Genomic DNA, 19,609 nt, shown 5'->3' on the forward strand with positions numbered 1-19,609 from the left:
TCAAAAATCGCACGCGCACATGAGACCCCCGCTCGGGCTATGCCCTCCCGGCGGTCTCATGCGCGCGCCAAAGGTGGCCTGGTCTTGCTCCGCCTAATGGCCGGATTTTACTCCGCCGTTGACACAGTCGGTACCAGACAAGCGGAAGGGTTTAGCGATCATCTGACCGCGCGCTGCCGATGGTGGCAAGGCGTTTCCGACATGGGGTCGCCTGTCTGCATTCCGGTTGTTCCTGCGACGGGCACGTCCATTCGCGTCCTCGATGTGGCTGGTCTGACCGAAGGCCGAACTCGCTGCGCTCGATCTCGCTCTTATCCCCGCAACAACCGGTCTCGACTTTCATCCCCTGCCGGCTGCGCCGTCATTCCTCGCGGGGCAAGAAAGCCTTTCCCGGCCGCCCTCCATTGCATTTCGGCCCTTTGGGTGCGGGTCGAACGCCTCCGGTCTGTCGACCGCCATCGAGGTCGCGATGGTCGCGGCCCGAGAAACCAAAGGAATGCGACAAATGGCAACCATCGGCACCTTCACCACCACCGCCAACGGCTTCACCGGTTCGATCAAGACCCTCACCCTCAACGTCAAGGCCCGTCTCGAACGCGTCGAAAACCCCTCCGACAAAGGCCCTCACTTCCGCATCTTCTCGGGCGCCGCCGAGCTGGGTGCGGCCTGGCAGAAGGTCTCCAAGGAGACCGAGCGCGACTACCTCTCGATCAAGCTGGACGATCCCAGCTTCCCCGCCCCGATCTACGCCACCCTGATCGAGGTGGAGGGCGAGGAAAGCCTCCAGCTCATCTGGTCGCGGCCGAACCGGGACTGATCGCACCGATCGCAGGGGCCCCGCCGCAAGGCGGGGCTTCAGCCAGGTCAGGCAACAACCACCGGCATCACCAGGATCCAGGCACATGACCGAAATTGGCCCCGCCATCACACGCCCTGCATCCGACGACATCGCGGTGTGGCCCGCCGGAACATGTCCGCACCTCGGCGAGATATGGAACGGTGGCTTTAGCTTCCTGTCCGACGACGACGCGATTGTAGACATCGACGATCGAGCCCGCCTCAAGGCCCTGGGCATTGAGGCGGAGATGGGTGAGCCGCCGCTGCCTGATGGCCCACCAGCTTCAGGGCCGGATCTTCGATCCCTCTGACGGACGCGACCCCTGGCCGGGCTCGCGGTTCTCCTCTCTGTTGCGGCCCAGCCTACGGCTCCTCGGCCCGCCGCAAGCCCGAACGGCCCCTCCAAAATGCTGCGCATTTCGGTTCCTCCGTCCGCCGGCTCTGCCGGTCGCAAGAGCGAGCCTTGCCCCGGTCCGCGCACGCGCGTCCGCCCTTGCCGTCAACGACAAGGAGAGACGGTCATGACCATCATCGACATCATCGAAGAACTGCGCGCCGAGCTGCGACACTGCCTGTTCACGCCCGAAGAACGCCTGGTGCTGGACGCCGAGCTTACCGAACTCATCCGGCAACGCGATGAAGCGCTGGTATCCGAGGAGGGGGCATAAACCCCTTCTTTTTGGTCTGTTCACGCTTCGATTTTCATTGCCGTCGAATTCAGCATCGACCGATTGCCGATGCCTAGGGCGATCCGACTTCGCAATAGCCTCGGCGCCGCTTCGAACGCTCGATCCTATCTCTGATCCGCTCGGCATGCTCGACGTCGTCGAAAAGCTCGACCTTGCATTGCCCCCTGGTTCCGATCCGTCCCCATTCCCGCACCACCGAACTGCCGCCGAACAGGGTGGGTTGGATTGATAGCGCATAGTAGCGTGCCATGTTCCGGCTCGGATCGATGCGGCGCAGGTAGGTGTCCCGGGGTTCTTCGGTCATTGAGCGATTCTGGACGGTGGCTGAATCGTCGTCCAATCAGAGTTTTGAATCGCCAGGCGAGTAGCGATTCACCTTGGTTATGGGTGCACCGTCATGAGCCCCCTTTTCTTGCCGTTTTCCAGCCCGGTAGGGCCGAAGCGGATATCCGCGCAGCATGGCAGAGGCCGGAACGCGCATCCCATACAGCGCCGAAGGGACGGCCGGCGCCCTGTGGTAAACGGCAACGCCGAAGGCGAGCATTCGTCTTCAGCTTCTGTCGAACCGGTTTGTCTCGACCCGCCCGCTCATGTCCTTGCGACGGAACCAGATCGCGCGACCGCACCGGATAGGTCTATTGCCTGCGGTGAAAACGATCTGCTCGTCGGCGCGCATCTGCAAAACTTCGTGCGGCAGGATGAGTGGTCGTCGGGACAATTGTTTGGATCGGGTGCGAGACGTTCCGGAGGATTTTGCACTGGTGCTGACCTGGCTGACTTCGACGGTCGTGTCGCCGCACCGTTTCGAGATGTAGTCTGCCGTCTCGGGATCATTGATCGCGGCGAATGACATCCAGGACGCGCTCTCGAACCACTTGCTGGTGGCGTCCCGGCCACCATAGGCTTCCCGCATCTGGCCGATCGACTGGAAGAGCAACAGCAGAGTGATGCCATATTTTCGGCCGGCATCACGCGCGGTCTCGAGAATTCGCATGAAGCCGAGGCGCGCGACTTCATCGAGCAGGAACAGAGTGCGACCTTCGATTTGGCCGTTGCGGTTGTAGATGGCATTCATCAAGGCGCCAATGATCACTCGGGCCAGCCCCGGATGGTTTTCCAGAGTCTTGAGATCGAGATTGATGAATATGTCCGTGGTGCCGGCGGCCAGGTCATCGGTTGTAAATGCATCGCCTGACACGAGCGCGGCATAGTTCTCGTAGCTCAGCCAGTGGGTTTCCTTGGCGGCCGAGGCGTAGACGCCCGAGAAGGTCTCCGGCGTCATGTTGATAAACGGCGCGACGTTCTCCTTGACGAACACCGAGCCCGAATTGTCGTAGATCGCCTGCAGGCGCTGACGCAGTTTTGGCTCCGGCTCGGCGAGGTTGGCCCGCACACGACGCAGGGTTTGATCCGCGGCTTCCGTATGTCCGGACAGACACACGTCCGCGATGAGGGCCGTGAGCAGTTGCAGCGCCGCGCCCCGGAAGAAGTCGTCCCGGGCCGAGCCCGCGCGAGGCGCCTCGGTGATGATCCAGGAAGCAACGGCGGCTATATCCTCCTCCTTGCTACCGCCGAAACGGCCAATCCAGTCGAGGGCATTAAACCCGATTGTGGGATTGACCGGATCGAGTGCAACCACTGTTCGTCGCGCTGCCCGGCGATGCCGGCTCACCATCGGTGCCACCTCGTTGGAAGGGTCCAGCACAACCAGACCATGGCCCCATTTGAGTGCCGTCGGGATGGTGACCGACGTGGTCTTGAAGCCACCTGATCCGGCAAAGACGATACCATGGGTGGAACCGAACGCGCAGTCGAAGCAGAGGAGGGTGCTCTTTCCTCCCGCTCCCCAGCTCTCTCTGTCGCTGGCCCGGAAGGCGCGTTCGGCAATCACGTCCTTATCGACCCGATAGCGTTCGCCGATGACGATACCACCAGCGTCGGGAAAGAGATTTGCCGTTTCTGCCTGCGTCATCCAGTTCGAGGCACCATGAACGGCACGTACCCCAAAGATCCGTTTTGGCGCGTTGCCGGCAAAGGCCATGTTGCCACGCAGAACAATGCGCAGGCCAAACAATCCCACGCCGAGTGCGATCAGCGCACCGATAAGGGTGGCCGGATCGGCATAGCTCAGAGGCGTGCCCTGTGGCACCCGATCAATGAAGCCAGAAAGCCGGATTGTTTCGCGTGCTGTCGCGATCAACGCGACGATCGCGCCGCCTCCAGCCACGCCCCAGCCGGCGTAACGGATCGACGGCGAGCCAGCCGATCCAATCGAGAAAACAATCCCGATACCGGCGGCCAGCGTGTAGGGCAGAGCAATGCCGATCTGACCCAGAACCATGCGGGCGACAGGGGTTGTTCCCAGTCGCGCCGTCCACTGCTCGATCCCCGTCAGCGTCCACACCGCTGCCGTCATCGACAGCATCGGCATGATCAGCAGCGTCAGCTTCTTGGCGATCATTGCGGAAGATTTCCTCTCCAATAGCCAGCAGACGCGCACGCTCCGCTGTATCGCCGGCTAAGCGGCGCCTTGCATCGATCAGCAGGCCAAGAAGCAGTGCCCGTTTCTCGTAACGGAGCCCGGCCTTGGCGATCAGGCCGCCCAGTTGGATCTTCTCTCTCGTGTCCTTCTTGCGGTCCTCGGCCCTTGCATTTCGCATCATTCGCTCAGTCTGCCGTAGATCCGCCCGCAGGCGCGCCAGACGTGGGCGCCTTCGCCCCCTTCCGAAACCGCGCGGCCAGTTCCTCGAAGCCCTTCAAGAGATCGGCGTCGGCAACCTCTATGTCGCCAAGGCCGGCTTTGAGCGCCACGCGCCCGATACGCTCAGCCTCTCGTGTTTCTGCTTGCTTGAGCTGTTCCTGAAGCCTGGCGATTTCATCGCGCAGGCGCGCCGAAGGTTTTGCCATTATGCGTCACTCCGATGATTGGTCTGCCTCTGAAGGCTGAGCGATCATGGTCGCAACGCGCCCGAAGCGCAGCTTCGGGAAACCGAAGTCGGCAGCGCCGACACTTTTTGCGATTATCCCGCCGTTCAGACAGAACGGCTCCAAGGGCGCAGTAATACGTTGCCATGCAACGTGCGGGCTCCGCCGGAAGGCAAGAAACGGTTCTGGGTGAGCGTCCGAGCTCTCACTCTGGAAACTGTTTCGATTGGCCATCACCCACTTCACTCCCCAACTCATCAGCCGCGGTTCCGGTCGCAGCGCTGTCGCTGCCGCTGCTTATCGACATTGCGCGCGCATGGAGCACGAGGGCGAGGGCAGGGTGATCGACTATTCGCGCAAGCCGGGCATGGTGCATGAAGAATTCCTGCTTCCCCCGGATGCTCCCGCCTGGGCGCGGCAGATGATCGCTGAGCGTTCGGTGGCCAGTGCGGCCGAGGCGTTCTGGAACAGGGTCGAGAATTTCGAGAAGCGCCCTGATGCACAACTGGCCAAAGAGTTCATTCTTGCCCTGCCGGTCGAACTGACGACCGGACAGAACATCGCGCTGATGCGCCAGTTTGTGGCGGAACAAATTCTGGCGCGCGGCATCGTGGCGGACTGGGTCTATCACGACGTCCCGGGCAATCCCCATGTGCATCTGATGACCACTCTACGACCGCTGACCGAGGACGGATTTGGCGCCAAGAAGGTTCCGGTGATTGGTGAGAATGGCGCGGTGGTGCGCACCAGATCCGGGCAGATCGTCTATCAGCTCTGGGCCGGCGACAAGGATGACTTCCTGGCCATTCGCCAGGCCTGGTACAATTGTCAGAACCACCATCTCGCGCTCAATGGCCACGATGTCCGAGTTGATGGCCGCTCTTATGCGGAACGCGGAATCGACATCGAACCGACCATCCATATCGGTGTTGCCGCCAAAGCGATCCAGCGGCAGGCCGAGTGCGAGGGGCGCGACGCCGAACTCGACCGCCTCAGACTGTTCGAAGCGCAACGCCTGAAGTCCGCCCGCAAGATCGAGCGCAATCCAGCCATCGTTCTGTACATGGTCAGCCGGGAGCGCAGCGTCTTCGATGAGCGTGACCTGGCAAAGCTCGTGCATCGTTACATCGACGATGCGGGAACCTTCGCCGGCATCATGACACGGATTCTACAGGATCCGGAGATCGTACGGCTCGAGCACGAACGGATCGATCTCGACACCGGTGAAATCTTGCGATCTCGCAACACCACGCGTGCCCTGATCCGCATCGAGGCGGAAATGGCCGTTTCTGCAATCCGCATGGCCGAGAGCAGGGGCTTTGGGGTCGAGCGGCAGATTGTCCGGTCGATCTTTGAGAGGCATGTCCGGCTCTCGGACGAACAGCGATCCGCGATCGAGCACGTGACCGGGCGCGAACGGATTGCCGCCGTGGTCGGTCGCGCCGGTGCCGGAAAGACCACGATGATGACGGCTGCGCGCGAAGCCTGGGAGGCAGCGGGTTACCGTGTCGTCGGCGCCGCGCTCGCAGGGAAGGCCGCGGAAGGACTGGACAAGGAAGCGGGGATCGACAGCCGCACCTTGGCCTCCTGGCAGTTGCGCTGGGGCAAGGGGCGGGATCTGCTCGACGAACGCACGGTGTTCGTACTGGACGAAGCCGGCATGGTGTCCTCCCGGCAGATGGCAGAGTTTGTCGGTGTGGTCGCAGCCGCCGGTGCGAAACTCGTGCTGGTCGGCGATCCCGAGCAGTTGCAGCCCATCGAAGCCGGTGCGGCCTTCCGCGCCCTGGCCGATCGCGTCGGCTACGCGGAACTGGAAAACATCTATCGGCAGAAACGGCAATGGATGCGGGACGCATCGCTGGATTTTGCGCGGGGCAATGTTGCCGAGGCCATAACGCGCTACACGGAACAGGGCAGGGTCTTGGGTTCGGCGCTCAAGGCTGAGGCTGTCACTAGCCTGATTGACGACTGGAATCGTGACTACGATCCGACCAAGTCGACATTGATCCTAGCCCATCTCCGCCAGGATGTCCGCGCATTGAACGATCTGGCACGCGGCAAGCTCATCGAGCGGGGACTGATCACGCCCGGGCAAACCTTCCGGACCGAGGATGGTGAACGGCTTTTTGCTGCTGGCGAGCAGGTCGTTTTCCTCAAGAATGAGGGATCGCTGGGGGTCAAGAATGGCATGATCGCCCGTGTCATCGAGGCCAGCAAGGGGCAGCTCGTCGTCGAAATTGGTGATGGTCCCAGTGGCAGCCGCCGCCGGGTCGAGGTGGAACAGCGCTTCTATCGCAATATCGATCATGGCTATGCCACCACCATCCACAAGAGCCAGGGGGCAACCGTGGATCGGGTGAAAGTGCTGGCGACACTGTCGCTGGACAAGCATCTGACCTATGTCGCCATGACGCGCCACCGCGAGGACGTCGCGCTCTACTATGGCCGTCGCTCATTCGACAAGGTTGGCGGTCTGGTCAAAATCCTTGCGCAGCGCAATGCCAAGGAAACGACCCTGGATTACGACCAGGGCCAGCTCTATTCCGCCGCACTTCGATACGCCACCACGCGCGGTCTGCATGCCATTCGGGTCGCCCGAACCCTGGTCGCCGATCGCCGCCGCTGGGCCCTTCGTCAGACGGCGCGGCTGACCGATCTAGCTGCTCGGCTTGTCGCGGTCGGCGCGCGTATCGGCGTTATCAATGCCACTTCGTCTGCGACCACCCTCAGGAGTGAACCGATGATCCCAGGCATTGGCAGTTTCGCCAGAACCATCAGCGATGTCGTTGAGGAGCGGGTACTCGCCGATCCTGCCTCCAAGCGCCAATGGGAGGAAGTCTCCGACCGCTTCCGCAACACTTTCGTCGATCCTTCAGCAGCGTTGACCGCTATGAAGTTCGATGCGGTGATTGCCGATCCGGCGCATCGCCAGTCGGTCCTGGATAAGCTCGAACAAGGGCCGGCCGTGTTTGGCGTCCTAAAGGGCAAATCCGGACTGCTGGCGTCGCGACTGGAGAAAGCCGATCGCTCGAACGCCGAGAGGAACGGTTCAGCTCTGCGGGTCGAGATTGAGCGCTATCTGCGCTTGCGGGCAAACGCGACGACTCGGATCGAAGCGGAGGAGGAAAAGTCGCGCGCTCGTGTTCGCGTGGACATTCCGTCCCTGTCGCAAGAAGCAGCGGCAATCCTGGAAAAGGTCCGCGACGCGATCGACCGCAACGACCTGCCATCGGCGCTCGGATTCGCCTTGGCGAACAAAATGGTCAAAGCCGAGCTTGATGGGTTCAATGCCGCCATTGCCGAGCGCTTCGGGGATCGAGCATTCCTGGGGATCAATGCCAATCGAGCTGACGGCCCAGCCTTTAATGCCATGGCAGCAGGCCTCAAGCCCAACGAGCGCGAAAAACTAGCCAGCGCCTGGTTGACCCTGCGGGCCGGGCAGAAGCTGGCGGCGCATGAAAAGACTGAGCAGGCCGTGCGGGAACGGCAGGCGCTCGAACGACAGCGCACCGTGACGCGAGGATTGTGACGATGCGGCAACAAAAGGTAGCCGCCGGCATTCTGGTTATCGGCGCCGGCATTGTCATCTCCCTGTTCGTTGCGGGCTTCTGGGGGGGACTGCGCCTCAACCTCACGCCCAGCTATCCCCGCGGGCTCTGGCGGATCGAACCTCTCGATCGAGGGGTGATGAGGGGCGATCTGGTCTTCATCTGTCCACCAGAGACTCCAGCATTCACGCTGGCCGTCAATAGGGGCTACCTGCCAAAGGGGCTCTGTCCCGGCGGGACCGGGCCGTTGATCAAAACCGTTGTCGCGGTTGCGGGGCAGGACATCAAAATCGAAACGGCCGTCAGCATCGACGGCGCTATCTTGCCGAGTTCGACCGTCCGTTCAGTGGATGCCGTTGGCGGGCCGCTGCTCGCCTTTTCAGGTGGCCGTGTTCCTCCCAACTCTGTTTTTCTGCATTCCGCCTTCGGAGGCTCCTATGACTCGCGCTATTTCGGGCCGCTCCCGGACGATGGCATTCTCGGTCTGGCCAATCCCGTTGCGGTCATGGCGCAATAGTCCGGGTCGGCTCCTGGTTCTGACGCTGGGAGCCACGGCAATAGGTATTGTCGGCTGGAGCGGGGATCCATGGACCTTGCCTTTGGCCATGATATTCCCGGCCGTGTGGAGTTTGGCGAGGTCGCGTTTCAGCGCGGCACTCATTGCCGGCGCCTATTTTCTTGGTGCTTCTCGAGGCCTGCCCCAAGGCGTTTCCACCTTCTTTGACAGCGACATTCTCCTGGGTTTATCGCTATGGGCGGGCGCGTCGCTGGCCTTTGTCAGCGTCCATGCTGTCTGCTGGTCGAGGCGAGGGGAGTGGGGGCAAGCGCGCAACTACTTTCTCGCCAATGTGCTGATGTCGGTGCCGCCACTCGGAATTTTGGGGTGGGCCAATCCCGTCACCGCCGCTGGCATCATATTTCCAGGATGGGGTTGGTGGGGTTTGGGTGCGGCCATCGTCCTGTTGATGGTTTCCACCACCAGGTTTCGGTGGTCTGCTATTGTCATCATCGGCGCACTCGCGCTTTTTTCTGCAGTTACGTGGACAGATCCCGCGTCGCCGGCCAGTTGGCGAGGGATCGACACGAGCTTCGTTTCGGGGCGGGATCAATATGCCGATTACGGCCAGCAACTTTCGACGATGGCATTGGTTCGGGAAGCCGCGGCCGACGGTGCAGAAGTCGTTGTGCTGCCTGAGAGTGCCTTTGGCATTTGGACCCCGACCAACGAGGCTCTGTGGCGGCGGGGGCTTGCGGATCTCGACGTGACCGTTGTTGGCGGCGCGGTGATCCTGACGGAAACGGGGTACGACAACCTCATGGTCTCGGTCGCGGCAGAGGGCTCAGCCGTACTCTACCGCCAGCGCATGCCCGTGCCGGTTTCGATGTGGCAGCCCTGGACTTCCGATGGCGCCAATGCGGATTTCTTTGGAAACGCCGTGGTCGAGCTCGATGGCCTGCGGCTGGCCGTGCTGCTCTGCTACGAACAGTTGCTGGTTTGGCCGGTGCTGCATTCGGTAATGCTTGACGCCGATCTCATGATCGCAACAGGCAATGGATGGTGGACAGGCTCCACCTCGATTGTATCGATCCAGCAGGCCAGTGCGATTGCCTGGACAAGCCTTTTCGGCCTGCCGCTCGTTATGTCGTTCAACCATTAATCTGAGGCTTCTATCGGACGTTTCCGGTGCGAAGACACTGGGCGAGTATCCAGACTTCCCTCCGCCGCGGGTCAGGGACGGCCCGAACTGGGCCTCCGCCTGGCAGTGGTCTTTGTGGGCTGGAGAACCTTGCATAGCGGGAACTTGTGCCAGAGGCATGAATTCACTATCTTATGGCCATTATGAGCAAGCATCTGGTTTCTGTTTTGACGACCGTGAATGCACCCTACAGCAGTCAGCTGGATGGGGTGGAGCTTGCTTTGTGCCTCACCAATATCGATCTAGCGAAGCAGTATTCTGGACAGGTGTCGTCCTTTCTGGGCGAAGTGCCGATCGAATCCCAGATAGAATTTGCCGATGAGCACCATATTTCGTTGGGCGATCTCAAGGTGTTCGCTTCTACTTTTTCCGCCTGGAGCGGCGAGAGCTATAAACTCGCAGCATGATTTCCAAACCTCACAATCAGCGGCCGTCCGAGTGGCGGAAGTTGTTTGGCGTGGCCGTAGAGCTATTGGATCAGGTGAAGGTCCAGCTCGGCGGCTATGAGTTCCAATGGTCGTTTGGCGGTGGAACGGCAATGATGCTTCAGATCGAGCATCGGGAAAGCCACGATATCGATTTGTTTTTCGATGATGCACAAATGCTGGGATTTCTTGATCCAGCCAAGACTGACCTGATTTTGTCGGTCATGCCTTCTGAATATGGTGGCGATGGTGCGCGGTTTCAAAAGTTCGCGTTCGCCGATCTGGGTGAGATCGACTTCATCGCAGCGGGTCCGCTCAGCTCCAATCCGTTTACGGACCAGGAGATTGAAGGCCGCGTGACAAAGCTGGAAACCGTCGCCGAGATCATCACCAAGAAAATCTATCATCGTGGCGGCGAGGCTAAAGCCCGTGACATATTCGATATCGCCGCCGGTTCGCTAACGTATCGCGCCGAAATAGTCGCGGCGCTTGCCAAATACCCGGTTCATACCAAAAACACCCTCGATCGGCTCCGCAGCCTGAACCCTGAGTTCGTAGCGTCCACTATCGATCAGTTGATGATTATGCCGGCGTATCGGCCGCTTGTCCCGGAATGCAGCTCTATCGTAGAGCGTCTATTGGAAGAGGTGGTGGCGGTCGCGGGGCTTGAATAAGCCCATTGTTCGTATTAATATAAACGATGCATATAGATTGTTCGAATAATTAACATTATGGAGCCGGCGCTCACGCGGCGGCTTTGCGCTACATTTTTGCCGTTCAGGCATCCTTAGTCGGTTCTCCAAAGCCATTTGAATTCGCCGGCTGAACGTCGAAACGGGGGTGGTTTCCTGACAGTCAGCTTCTGGATGGGAGCTGACCTAAATCCGACATTCGCCACGTGACCAGTACGGGGGCCGACAGCGGATGCGCTGCAATTGGTGGATATATTGACGAATAGCGGGCATCGCGTGTGGCTGATTGCATGGTCCGACTTTCGGGAATTGCACCGGACTTTCATGGTAGCCAAGCCATTGCAATTGCAGGGACAAGGATGAGATATAATACATCTGGAACGCACACCGGGCGCGCGCCGACCGGGGATTTCAACGCACTATTAAGTGGCCTCGTATACACGTCATGAACGTTCGCGCCCAAAGCGCCTCAATACCGGCTGTGGGAAATTTGATGCAATGTCCATGCTGTCGAGGAGTGTAGGCGATTGGATCGATGCACCAATTGTTGGACTTATCATGTGTCCTGAGGCGGCTGGCGTGACATTGATTTCGCGGTCTCATTTTGACACTCGCCGGCTCCCAGAGCGCGCCAGAATTAGACATTGGAGCGACGCCGCGACACCGGTTTGGGACATCCTTTCCGTAGAAGACGAAGCTTTTTGTGCCGTGGTTGATTTGTACAATGGAGGCGATCTGGTCTTTGGTACCGTGGGCAGCTCAGCACAGTCGACCGCGAGAGAAATGGCCCGTATCGCCGAGGACGGCATCGATTACTATGCGTTTCAGTTCTACACGTCAGGCCAGCGTCGGGCGACAGCGCACGGCAGAGACGTGATCCTGCGTAAAGGCGATCTACTCACCGTTGACATGACGCAGCCGATCGCCACCGCGTCGACACGGTATAGCAGCATTGATTTGGGCATACCCCGGCGCCTCTTGGCGCCCTTGCTCGCTGCGCCAGATGCTCACGGCGGCCGACGTCATGAGGCAACCCAACCGCTTACCGGGCTGGTGCGGGCCCACCTCGAAGCGCTTTATCGAGCGGCGCCCCACATGACGATCGCGCAGATAGAATCTGTGCAGGGAGCGACTATTGCGCTTGCTGCTGCTGCTCTCAATGGACTGGTAACTGAAGATCAGGCTGAACAAGTCAGGACAGCTACGCTGCTCGCTGTCAAAAGGTATATCGAGGACTGGCTGCACGACCTGACCTTGTCGAGCGTAGTGGTAGCCCGAAGGTTCTCGATCTCGCGCGCCACTCTGTATCGCATCATGGAGCCGGTGGGCGGCTTTGCTTCCTACCTGCGCCTTCGTCGCCTGCATCGAGTGCGGCTCGACCTGGTCAGTCCAACCCAGCGCCACCATAGCGTCGGTGAGATTGCAGAAGTATGGGGGTTTGTCAGCCACTCCGCCTTCACCAAGTCTTTCCGTCAGTGCTTTGGCGTGACGCCCCGGGCCTACCGCGCGTTGGTCGAGGAAGCACGGGTTGGCGAGACCAGCATGGATGAAGAACACGATTGGAGCCGTTGGCTTGCGGCCATGAAGTAGCTGGGGCCGCAAGCGCTGCTTTCTCCAAATCATATGTGAGACGCCAGGAACAATATCTCCGCTGATTATGAGATTATTGAGCGATTTCAACAGCTTCTGACGTATTTTCTTGACCTGGCGTGCCGTAGGATAATTCTGCGGCAGGCCAGTTGCGGCCGACTACATCACTGAGCCCCTTGGCAACCACACTGCGACCAGCGTCGTGGCAGCTCAAAGTCTCTGTGAACTTTTCTATTGTGGGCCCAGAATGAGTAAACCAATCATCCACACAGCCATGCTTGCCGTTGCGCTGACCGCAAGCCTGCCGATATCCGCAGCTCATGCCCAGATCGACAGCCGGTTGTGGGGCCTGTCCATGGTAGGTGCCGACAAGGCATGGGAACTCGGGTATCGCGGAAATGGCGTCATCATTGGCGTGATGGATCAATCCGCCGACCCGCTACATACGGAATATGCGGATCGCTGGTTGGGCGGGATGAATATCGACGGCACGCCCTACGTGCTGAACCCCACGCATGACCACGGCACCCATGTGACCGGCACCATTGCGGGGCGACGGGTCGGCGTCGCGCCGGGTGCCGACATCTACAACGTGAACTGGGTGATCGCCGGCGTCCCCATCGACAACGTCGCCAATGGTTATTATTGGGTGGCTGGCAATGGCGTTCGCGCCATCAATAATTCCTGGGGCGTCACTGGCTTCGACGCAGCGTTGAATAAGCACCGCGGCATCACCGTCACCGATGTTGACGCCAACCATGTCCAGATCAACTTCCCCAACATGCTCAGCTCGTTTAGCGCGCTGGCCCAGTCCGACGTGGTGCAGATTTTTGCCACGGGCAATGATCGCGTCCTCGACTACGGCGCAGGCGGTATCCGCCACACGCTGCAGCCAGGCATCTTGGCCGGCCTCCCTGCCTTTTTTCCCGAACTGACCACGCACTGGATTGCTGTGACTGCAGTGGGGCCGACAGGCGACTACGGCTCTTACGCACAGCCCTGTGGTCTTGCCAGGCAGTGGTGCATGGCCGCGCCGGGCGGCTCGGGCGTCGCCCCCGCCGAGGACCAGATTTTTTCCTCCATGGTGAGCTATGAATATGGGTGGCTCCACGGCACGTCTATGGCGACGCCGCACGTGACCGGCGCCTTCGCCATCGGCGCGGAAATGTTCCCCAATGCCTCCGGCGCCCAAATTGCACAGTTGCTCTTACAGACTTCAAAGGACATCGGCGCACCGGGCATCGACGACAATTACGGCTGGGGTCTACTGAGTGTTGCCAACATGGCGGCCACCATTGCCCCCGCGACCGCCTCGGTCTTTTCCAATGCGGGCTGGGCGCGCGCCAATGCTTTCAATGCCGTTGACCGCGTCCTGCGCAACCAGATGGGTCAGCCATTGGGTCTGCGTGGTGCCAGAGGCGATATTGTGCCGCTTGGCTACATGCCCACAGCCGATGCCACGCCGACTCCCTTTGGCGCGGTATTGCAGGAACCGGCAGGTCCTATCCTCTGGCTCGCGCCGGTCTATGGCACCGCTTCGATTTCCGACGGCGCCGCGTCGGCCGCCAGCACGATTGGCGGGGTCCTTGCCGGCGTTGACCTCGTCCACGACAAAGAGGTCCAGTTCGGGCTGGCGCTAGGCTACTCCCACACGGCCCTGACCTCGAACAATGATGGCGGTTCGGCCAATGCCTTCCATCTGGGCGCCTATGGCACCTGGAGCCGCGACAACTGGTTCGTCAACGGCACCGGACAGGTCTCCCTGTTCGAACAGGGGATCGAGCGTCGGGACATTTCGGGCGCATCGGGCATCAGCTTTGCCCCGGTGGGGCGCTCCAGCGCATCCGGCATCGGGCTCGGCGCATCCTTCGAGGTCGGCCACCATTTCAGGCTGAATGATGACTTCACTGTCTCGCCCTATCTGGCGCTGGCTGCACAAGTGCAGGCCATTCAGGCCGCCAGCGAAATTGGCGCCGGCATATTCGGCCTAGACATTGCGGGTGGCAAATTCGCCCGGATGGAAGCGGGCCCCGGCCTGCGTATTCAATCCGCGCCGTTTAACCTCGAAGGCGGCCATAGCCTGCGCCTCACCGGCGACATCGGCTATGCGAGGGTCGCTGGAGAGAATGATTATGCCGTCGCCACGGACCTGCTTGGTCGGACCATCACCGGTCAGAGCGTGGAGTTGGGGCGCGATGTTCTTAAGCTAGGTGCCAAGCTCGATCTCACGACGGCGAACGGTGATACCTGGTTCGCCGCCTATGACGGCTCTCTCCAGCGCTCCGCTTCCGCCCACGCCGTCAGCATTGGATTCCAGGGGCAGTTCTAGTTCTGGACTGGTCTGGTCCAAGGCATGATGGACGCGATGTTGAAGTAGCCAGCGCTCGATGGAGTCGTGGCATCATTATTCAGTCGCTGCGGATTTTTTGCGCGTAGCGAGCATATTGGAGGAATTCATGTTGAAGCGAGTTGGGGCAGCTTCGCTCCTGGCACTGATGGCCGGCATTATGCCGGCGCTGGCGGAGCCGACCGGAGAGGCGCCGCGTTGGTTGCGCTTTGCGACCATATCGCCTGATGGCGAGACAGTCAGCTTTACCCACCGGGGGCAGATTTTCGTGGTTCCCGCCGATGGCGGCCTGGCCGTACCGATTTCGAGCCAGTTGGCCTATAGCCACCATCCGGTATGGTCTGCCGATTCCGAACGGCTCGCCTTTGCCTCCGATATTGGCGGCGATGACGACGTCTATGTCACCGATTTCTCCGGTACGCTCGAGCGCCTGACCTTCTCGTCAGCTGCTGAAATGCCGACCAGCTTTTCGCCCGACGGGCAAAGCGTGCTGTTTGAGGCCCTGCGCCTTGGCGATGCCGAACGCAGCGTGCAGGGCGCCCTGAGCCGGATACCCCAGCTCTACGCGGTCAATCTGGAGAATGGCCGTGAAAGCCTGGTGCTGCCAAACCAGGCCCATGAGGCGCGCTGGAACAAGGATCAGACCAAGCTGGTCTACTCCTACGATCCGTCGAGCGACCCGAAAGAGCGGCAGTTCCGGGTCGCGGCCAATGCGCGCCAGTTGTGGATTTACGACGCCGCGTCCGGCGAGCACGAGCGGGTCTTTCCCGTCGATGGTTTCGACCGGCTCAATCCGGTTTGGAGCGCCGACGGCGCCCAGCTCACCTATCTTTCCGAAGCATCCGGCTGGCTTAATGTCTGGCAGCTCGATCTGGCCAGCGGGTCAGAGATTCAGCTGACCAACTATACTGACGACGCGGTGCGTGATCTATCCGTGGCCCAGGACGGCACCATCGCCTATACCTATCTCGGACGGATCTATGTCAAGGCGGCCGACGCCGAAGCCGCAGCGCCAATCGAGATACTGACTCTCGAGCAGCACGCGTCCAACCGGCTCAATCTCTACGCCGAGTCCTCGCAGGGATTTGCCAGCTCCCCTGATGGAGAGCTGTTTGCCCATATCGCCAATACCGATGTGTTCCTTGCCGATACCGAGGGCAATTACCGCCGGGTCACCGATACTCCCGGCGAGGAACGTAGCGCCATCTTCTCCCCCGATGGTTCATTGCTGGTCTATGCCGCACAGCGCGACCACCAATGGGGCCTCTATGCGGTTGACCTCAAATCGGAAGAAACCGAAAGCGGGCTGGCCATCAGCTACCAGGAGCGGCCTCTGGTCGTCCCGGAAGATGGCAATGCCATGGACCCGCAATTCTCTCCTGATGGCAGCAAGATCGCCTTTATCGCTGATCGTCGCGAAGTACGTGTGCTCGATCTGGCGACGGGTATGGTCACCCAGCTGTTCGGCGAGGGCGATTACAACTCGACCTATGTCGATGGCCATCTATGGTTCTCCTGGTCGCCCAATTCGAAGGAACTGGCCGTCGACTGGAACACCATCGACGCCACCGAATTGCGCCACGTCGCCATCGTGCCTGCCGATGGCAGCGCAAGGCCACGCCAGATTGGCAATGTGCCGGACCTTCACAATTATGTCTGGTCGCTGGACGGCACGCAGCTTGTTGGCTCCACTACGCTCTATGGTACCCGCGATGCGCAACTGCATGCGCGAGACACGGATCTCTATCGTATCTTCCTGTCCGAAAAGGCCCGGCAGGATTTCCTCGACATCGTGGAAGGAGACCGTTCCGGCTCCGACCTGACTGAGGAAAACGCTATCATCGCCGACACTTACGCGCCGGACACCTTCCGCAGCAAGCATCTTGAAGCCCGCCTTGCGCCCGGAATGAACGAACCGATTGCGCTCGAAATGCTTTCGGACAGACAGCATTTGCTGGCGCTGGTCTATGACGGTGAAGAGCTTGCCCTCAACATTGTCGACCTCGCAACCGGGGAGTTCGAGACCATTGCCACCATTCCGGCGCCTGAATTGCAGAATGCCAGCTACGTCGCTGAGCTGGGCGTTGTTGACCTCAAATTGCCAGGCAAGGTGCTCCGGGTTCCCCTGAGCCAGCCTGACCAGCTTTCGGAGATCGCGCAGAATATCTTGTTCACCCGCGATGCGGACGCGGCCCGTGCCGCCGCTTTTGAGCAGGCCTGGGCCGATATCAAATATCGCTACTACGATGCAGGCCTCGAAGGCCGTGATTGGGACGCGATTGGCGGGAAGTACCGGGCCTATGTGTCTTCGGTTGCATCAAACCGCGAACTCGTCAGCCTGATCTCGGCCATGCTGGGCGAACTTTCAGCCTCCCATCTGTTTGTGTCCTACAGTGGCAGCGAACGGACTGCCCTGGGCTTGGGGACGCATGAGGATTCGCTCGGGATTTATCTCGACCACGGCTATGAGGGGCCCGGGCGGCGCGTCGCCGACGTGTTGGCTGGCGGGCCACTAGATCGCCAGAACCTGGGCATTAACGCGGGTGACATCATCACGTCGATCAACGGCCAACCGGTTCCCGACGCCGGTGGTCTCGACAAGCTGCTTGACCTCAATGTTGGCCGTCAGGTGCTCGTTGGAGTGCAGGATGACGGCGAGGGTTCCGAGCGTCAGGTACAGGTGATCCCGATCAGCCAACAGGCCGAACTGGGGCTGGCCAATGCGCGCCTGATCAATGCCCGTGGTGAGATGGTGCAGCGACTGTCCAACAGCTGCATTGCCTATCAATACGTGCCTGAGATGGGCAATGGTCCCTATCTGGACCTGCTCGCCACGCTCAGCGCCACGCGCGGTGTCGCCAAGGCGGCGCTGGTCGACGTGCGGTCCAATGGTGGTGGCAACTTGACGCGCGAACTGATCACCCTGCTGACCGGCACTGCCTATGCAACCATGGGCCGCGATGATGGTGCCAAGCTCACCGAACCCAACAATCGTTGGGTCTGGCCCAGCGCGGTGCTGGTCGACAGCTTCGGCTATTCGGATGGCTCGGTGTTCCCACAGGCCTATCAGGACAATGCCATCGGCAAACTGGTGGGCGATACCGTCCTCAACACCGGCACGGCCGTGAACTATGTCGAGAGCAAGATCGTGCCCGGCCTCACTTACGGCATCCCGGTACTGCCGTGGCGTCGCCTGGACGGGACCTATTACGAGAACTTCGTGATCGAACCCGAAATCAGCGTGCCGTTCGACCCCAACCATGTCGGTCTCAATACCGACCCGCAGTTGGAAGCAGCTGTCGCGTCACTGATGGCCGAGATCGGGGCGGATGCAGATTGCCGTCTGCCCTGAGGCAGGCGGACAATCGCAGGCAAAAAAAGATAGGCGCCCCGGGGCGCCTATCTGGTTTCTGTGGCTTGCGCCACCAAACCAGTAGCAGCTCCTATGGCGACACCGTAACCAAGCGCGTGCTGAATTGCGGCCAGAAGACCTATCAGGACACCGGAATGCCCTCACGCTTGACTTGTCAGAACCATCGTCCGAAGCTCATCCTCTTGTCGGCTACCATGCTGTCTATGGCCGTTCCCGCTACCGCCGCCGACCTCCCCATGGGTTTCGTCAGGCTCAGCGCAGTCGCGCCACGGATCGAGCAGGACATTCGCTACCATGGAAACCACAATTTCGTCGGCAGACCGATCGCCGGCTACGAGGCCGGTGAGTGCATCCTCACCCGGCAGGCTGCAACGGCCCTGGTGGCAGTTGCGCGTGATCTTGAGCCCGAGGGGCTGGGTCTAAAACTGTATGACTGCTATCGCCCCGTGAGCGCCGTCGCTAATTTCGCTGCCTGGGCGAGCGATATGAATGATCTGGACATGCAGGCCGAATTTTACCCGCGAGTGGCCAAGGCAGACCTGTTCGACCTCGGCTATATCGCCAATCACTCGGGCCATAGCCGTGGCAGTACGGTGGATCTGGCTATCAGGCACCTTGATCAGGGACAGGCGACACCATGGCACGCGGGCGAAAGACTGCTCGATTGCACTCTCCCCGAGAACGAACGTTTTGCCGACGGCATCCTCGACTTCGGCACAGGCTACGACTGCTTCGACGTAAAGGCTCACCATGGCGCGGAAGGTATTGAACCCCATGCTGCCGCCAATCGGGAGAAACTGGCAGTCTTGATGGCGAAGCACGGTTTCAAGCGTTATGACGAAGAGTGGTGGCATTACACACTGGTCAACGAGCCCTTCCCGGACACCTATTTCGAGTTTCCGGTCACCGCTGCTTGGCCAGAAGCAAGATAAGTACACTCAGTTTCGCTTAGGCGAAAACGCGGTGACCGATGCATTGCGGACCTAGCGCTGCTCCTTGGCTACTACGCTACTCAGTCGGAGGTAGAATGGGCTTGCGAGGAGGGTAGGCTAAACATCCGTTTAAGGTCTGGCGGCATGTTCCGACCCAACCAGATTGGAGCAGTTTTGCCTCCAAGCGTTCGATCTGGTGTAGATCACGCCCCAACCGGGCAGCTGTCCGCTATCTCCAAATGCGGTCCAAAAGCCGACAGCCAGCAAGGCTCCTCGATCTAGCCGTTTGCCTAGGCAAGTAGCCAATGGCAGCTCTTGGGCAATCGCAGGAGTGTTCTAATGAACGGAACGGGGTGCAAGGCTGCTTTGTCAGACTGAGGCGAATGACCGCTTTCGAGATTTCTATGCACAACTGCGGACGACCGAAATGGTGAAGGGTTTGGGATGCCGCTTGGCGTCGCAAAGCCACCCATGCAGGAACCCGCGGTCCGCACGCTTTGCGCTATGGGGTTTGTTGTTTTGGTGCGGTTGGGCGGATGCCAGGAACTGGGGCA

At 60.4% G+C, this 19,609-nt stretch carries 15 protein-coding genes and 1 pseudogene; 12 read left to right on the forward strand and 4 right to left on the reverse strand.

The genetic code is table 11. The features are described from left to right. Positions 1-505: 505 nt before the first annotated feature. From ACX3OZ_RS20070 to ACX3OZ_RS20080, 3 genes are all read left to right on the forward strand, one after another. The gene (locus tag ACX3OZ_RS20070) at positions 506-817 is read left to right on the forward strand and encodes a DUF736 domain-containing protein (RefSeq protein ID WP_459105381.1); all 312 of its coding nucleotides are present in this window, start codon (positions 506-508) and stop codon (positions 815-817) included. An 85-nt stretch (positions 818-902) separates the two neighbouring features. Beyond that, positions 903-1,148 carry a hypothetical protein gene (locus ACX3OZ_RS20075; RefSeq protein WP_459105382.1) on the forward strand — a complete coding sequence of 82 codons (246 nt, stop codon included), beginning with the start codon at positions 903-905 and terminating at the stop codon, positions 1,146-1,148. Positions 1,149-1,358: 210 nt separating this feature from the next. Then, positions 1,359-1,505, forward strand: a complete 147-nt coding sequence (locus ACX3OZ_RS20080) for a hypothetical protein (protein WP_459105383.1) — start codon at positions 1,359-1,361, stop codon at positions 1,503-1,505. A 73-nt stretch (positions 1,506-1,578) separates the two neighbouring features. On the opposite strand, the gene ACX3OZ_RS20085 is transcribed toward ACX3OZ_RS20080, so the two are convergent. The 4 genes and pseudogenes from ACX3OZ_RS20085 to ACX3OZ_RS20100 all read right to left on the reverse strand — a co-directional run bounded on the left by ACX3OZ_RS20085 (position 1,579) and on the right by ACX3OZ_RS20100 (position 4,433). Continuing rightward, complete coding sequence (locus ACX3OZ_RS20085; protein ID WP_459105384.1) at positions 1,579-1,830, reverse strand: WGR domain-containing protein; 252 nt, start codon at positions 1,828-1,830, stop codon at positions 1,579-1,581. 246 nt (positions 1,831-2,076) lie between these two features. Beyond that, positions 2,077-3,987 carry a Ti-type conjugative transfer system protein TraG gene (gene traG / locus ACX3OZ_RS20090; protein ID WP_459105385.1) on the reverse strand — a complete coding sequence of 637 codons (1,911 nt, stop codon included), beginning with the start codon at positions 3,985-3,987 and terminating at the stop codon, positions 2,077-2,079. Then, a pseudogene (gene traD / locus ACX3OZ_RS20095) lies at positions 3,983-4,189 on the reverse strand (conjugal transfer protein TraD); the annotation flags it as partial. The gene traG and the pseudogene traD, both read right to left, overlap by 5 nt. Positions 4,190-4,193: 4 nt before the next feature. Then, a complete protein-coding gene (locus ACX3OZ_RS20100; protein WP_459105386.1) occupies positions 4,194-4,433 on the reverse strand; it encodes a TraC family protein in 240 nt (79 codons plus the stop codon). Positions 4,434-4,677: 244 nt separating this feature from the next. On the opposite strand from ACX3OZ_RS20100, the gene traA reads away from it, so the two are divergent. The 9 genes from traA (at position 4,678) to ACX3OZ_RS20145 (ending at position 19,055) form a co-directional block, all read left to right on the forward strand. Then, positions 4,678-7,980, forward strand: a complete 3,303-nt coding sequence (traA, locus tag ACX3OZ_RS20105; RefSeq protein ID WP_459105387.1) for a Ti-type conjugative transfer relaxase TraA — start codon at positions 4,678-4,680, stop codon at positions 7,978-7,980. A 2-nt stretch (positions 7,981-7,982) separates the two neighbouring features. Further along, on the forward strand, positions 7,983-8,516 hold the full coding sequence (gene traF / locus ACX3OZ_RS20110) for a conjugative transfer signal peptidase TraF (protein WP_459105394.1): 534 nt from the start codon (positions 7,983-7,985) through the stop codon (positions 8,514-8,516). After that, positions 8,470-9,657, forward strand: coding sequence for a conjugal transfer protein TraB (locus ACX3OZ_RS20115; RefSeq protein WP_459105395.1), 1,188 nt, complete (start codon positions 8,470-8,472; stop codon positions 9,655-9,657). The genes traF and ACX3OZ_RS20115 overlap by 47 nt, the downstream gene beginning before the upstream one ends. A 173-nt stretch (positions 9,658-9,830) precedes the next feature. Then, positions 9,831-10,103 carry a hypothetical protein gene (locus ACX3OZ_RS20120; RefSeq protein ID WP_459105388.1) on the forward strand — a complete coding sequence of 91 codons (273 nt, stop codon included), beginning with the start codon at positions 9,831-9,833 and terminating at the stop codon, positions 10,101-10,103. Beyond that, complete coding sequence (locus ACX3OZ_RS20125) at positions 10,100-10,795, forward strand: nucleotidyl transferase AbiEii/AbiGii toxin family protein (protein ID WP_459105389.1); 696 nt, start codon at positions 10,100-10,102, stop codon at positions 10,793-10,795. Before ACX3OZ_RS20120 ends, ACX3OZ_RS20125 begins: the two co-directional genes overlap by 4 nt. A gap of 516 nt (positions 10,796-11,311) precedes the next feature. Further along, entirely contained in the window at positions 11,312-12,403 is a 1,092-nt protein-coding gene (locus ACX3OZ_RS20130; RefSeq protein WP_459105390.1) for a helix-turn-helix domain-containing protein, read from the forward strand. A 247-nt stretch (positions 12,404-12,650) separates the two neighbouring features. Then, on the forward strand, positions 12,651-14,732 hold the full coding sequence (locus ACX3OZ_RS20135; RefSeq protein ID WP_459105391.1) for a S8 family peptidase: 2,082 nt from the start codon (positions 12,651-12,653) through the stop codon (positions 14,730-14,732). 127 nt (positions 14,733-14,859) lie between these two features. Beyond that, positions 14,860-18,102: a S41 family peptidase gene (locus ACX3OZ_RS20140; RefSeq protein ID WP_459105392.1), complete on the forward strand. Its 3,243-nt coding sequence runs from the start codon at positions 14,860-14,862 to the stop codon at positions 18,100-18,102. A 65-nt stretch (positions 18,103-18,167) separates the two neighbouring features. Further along, positions 18,168-19,055, forward strand: a complete 888-nt coding sequence (locus tag ACX3OZ_RS20145; protein ID WP_459105393.1) for a M15 family metallopeptidase — start codon at positions 18,168-18,170, stop codon at positions 19,053-19,055. The last annotated feature ends 554 nt before the right edge of the window (positions 19,056-19,609 follow it).

The organism is Devosia sp. A369, assembly GCF_054489345.1.

Bases quoted from the DNA above. Each gene is read 5' to 3' on its own strand.
- ACX3OZ_RS20085 (WP_459105384.1), bottom strand. From the start codon at position 1,830: ATGACCGAAGAACCCCGGGACACCTACCTGCGCCGCATCGATCCGAGC.
- ACX3OZ_RS20115 (WP_459105395.1), top strand. From the start codon at position 8,470: ATGGCATTCTCGGTCTGGCCAATCCCGTTGCGGTCATGGCGCAATAGT.
- ACX3OZ_RS20070 (WP_459105381.1), top strand. From the start codon at position 506: ATGGCAACCATCGGCACCTTCACCACCACCGCCAACGGCTTCACCGGT.
- traF (WP_459105394.1), top strand. From the start codon at position 7,983: ATGCGGCAACAAAAGGTAGCCGCCGGCATTCTGGTTATCGGCGCCGGC.
- ACX3OZ_RS20075 (WP_459105382.1), top strand. From the start codon at position 903: ATGACCGAAATTGGCCCCGCCATCACACGCCCTGCATCCGACGACATC.
- ACX3OZ_RS20130 (WP_459105390.1), top strand. From the start codon at position 11,312: ATGTCCATGCTGTCGAGGAGTGTAGGCGATTGGATCGATGCACCAATT.
- traG (WP_459105385.1), bottom strand. From the start codon at position 3,987: ATGATCGCCAAGAAGCTGACGCTGCTGATCATGCCGATGCTGTCGATG.
- ACX3OZ_RS20120 (WP_459105388.1), top strand. From the start codon at position 9,831: ATGGCCATTATGAGCAAGCATCTGGTTTCTGTTTTGACGACCGTGAAT.
- ACX3OZ_RS20125 (WP_459105389.1), top strand. From the start codon at position 10,100: ATGATTTCCAAACCTCACAATCAGCGGCCGTCCGAGTGGCGGAAGTTG.
- ACX3OZ_RS20100 (WP_459105386.1), bottom strand. From the start codon at position 4,433: ATGGCAAAACCTTCGGCGCGCCTGCGCGATGAAATCGCCAGGCTTCAG.
- ACX3OZ_RS20080 (WP_459105383.1), top strand. From the start codon at position 1,359: ATGACCATCATCGACATCATCGAAGAACTGCGCGCCGAGCTGCGACAC.
- ACX3OZ_RS20135 (WP_459105391.1), top strand. From the start codon at position 12,651: ATGAGTAAACCAATCATCCACACAGCCATGCTTGCCGTTGCGCTGACC.
- ACX3OZ_RS20140 (WP_459105392.1), top strand. From the start codon at position 14,860: ATGTTGAAGCGAGTTGGGGCAGCTTCGCTCCTGGCACTGATGGCCGGC.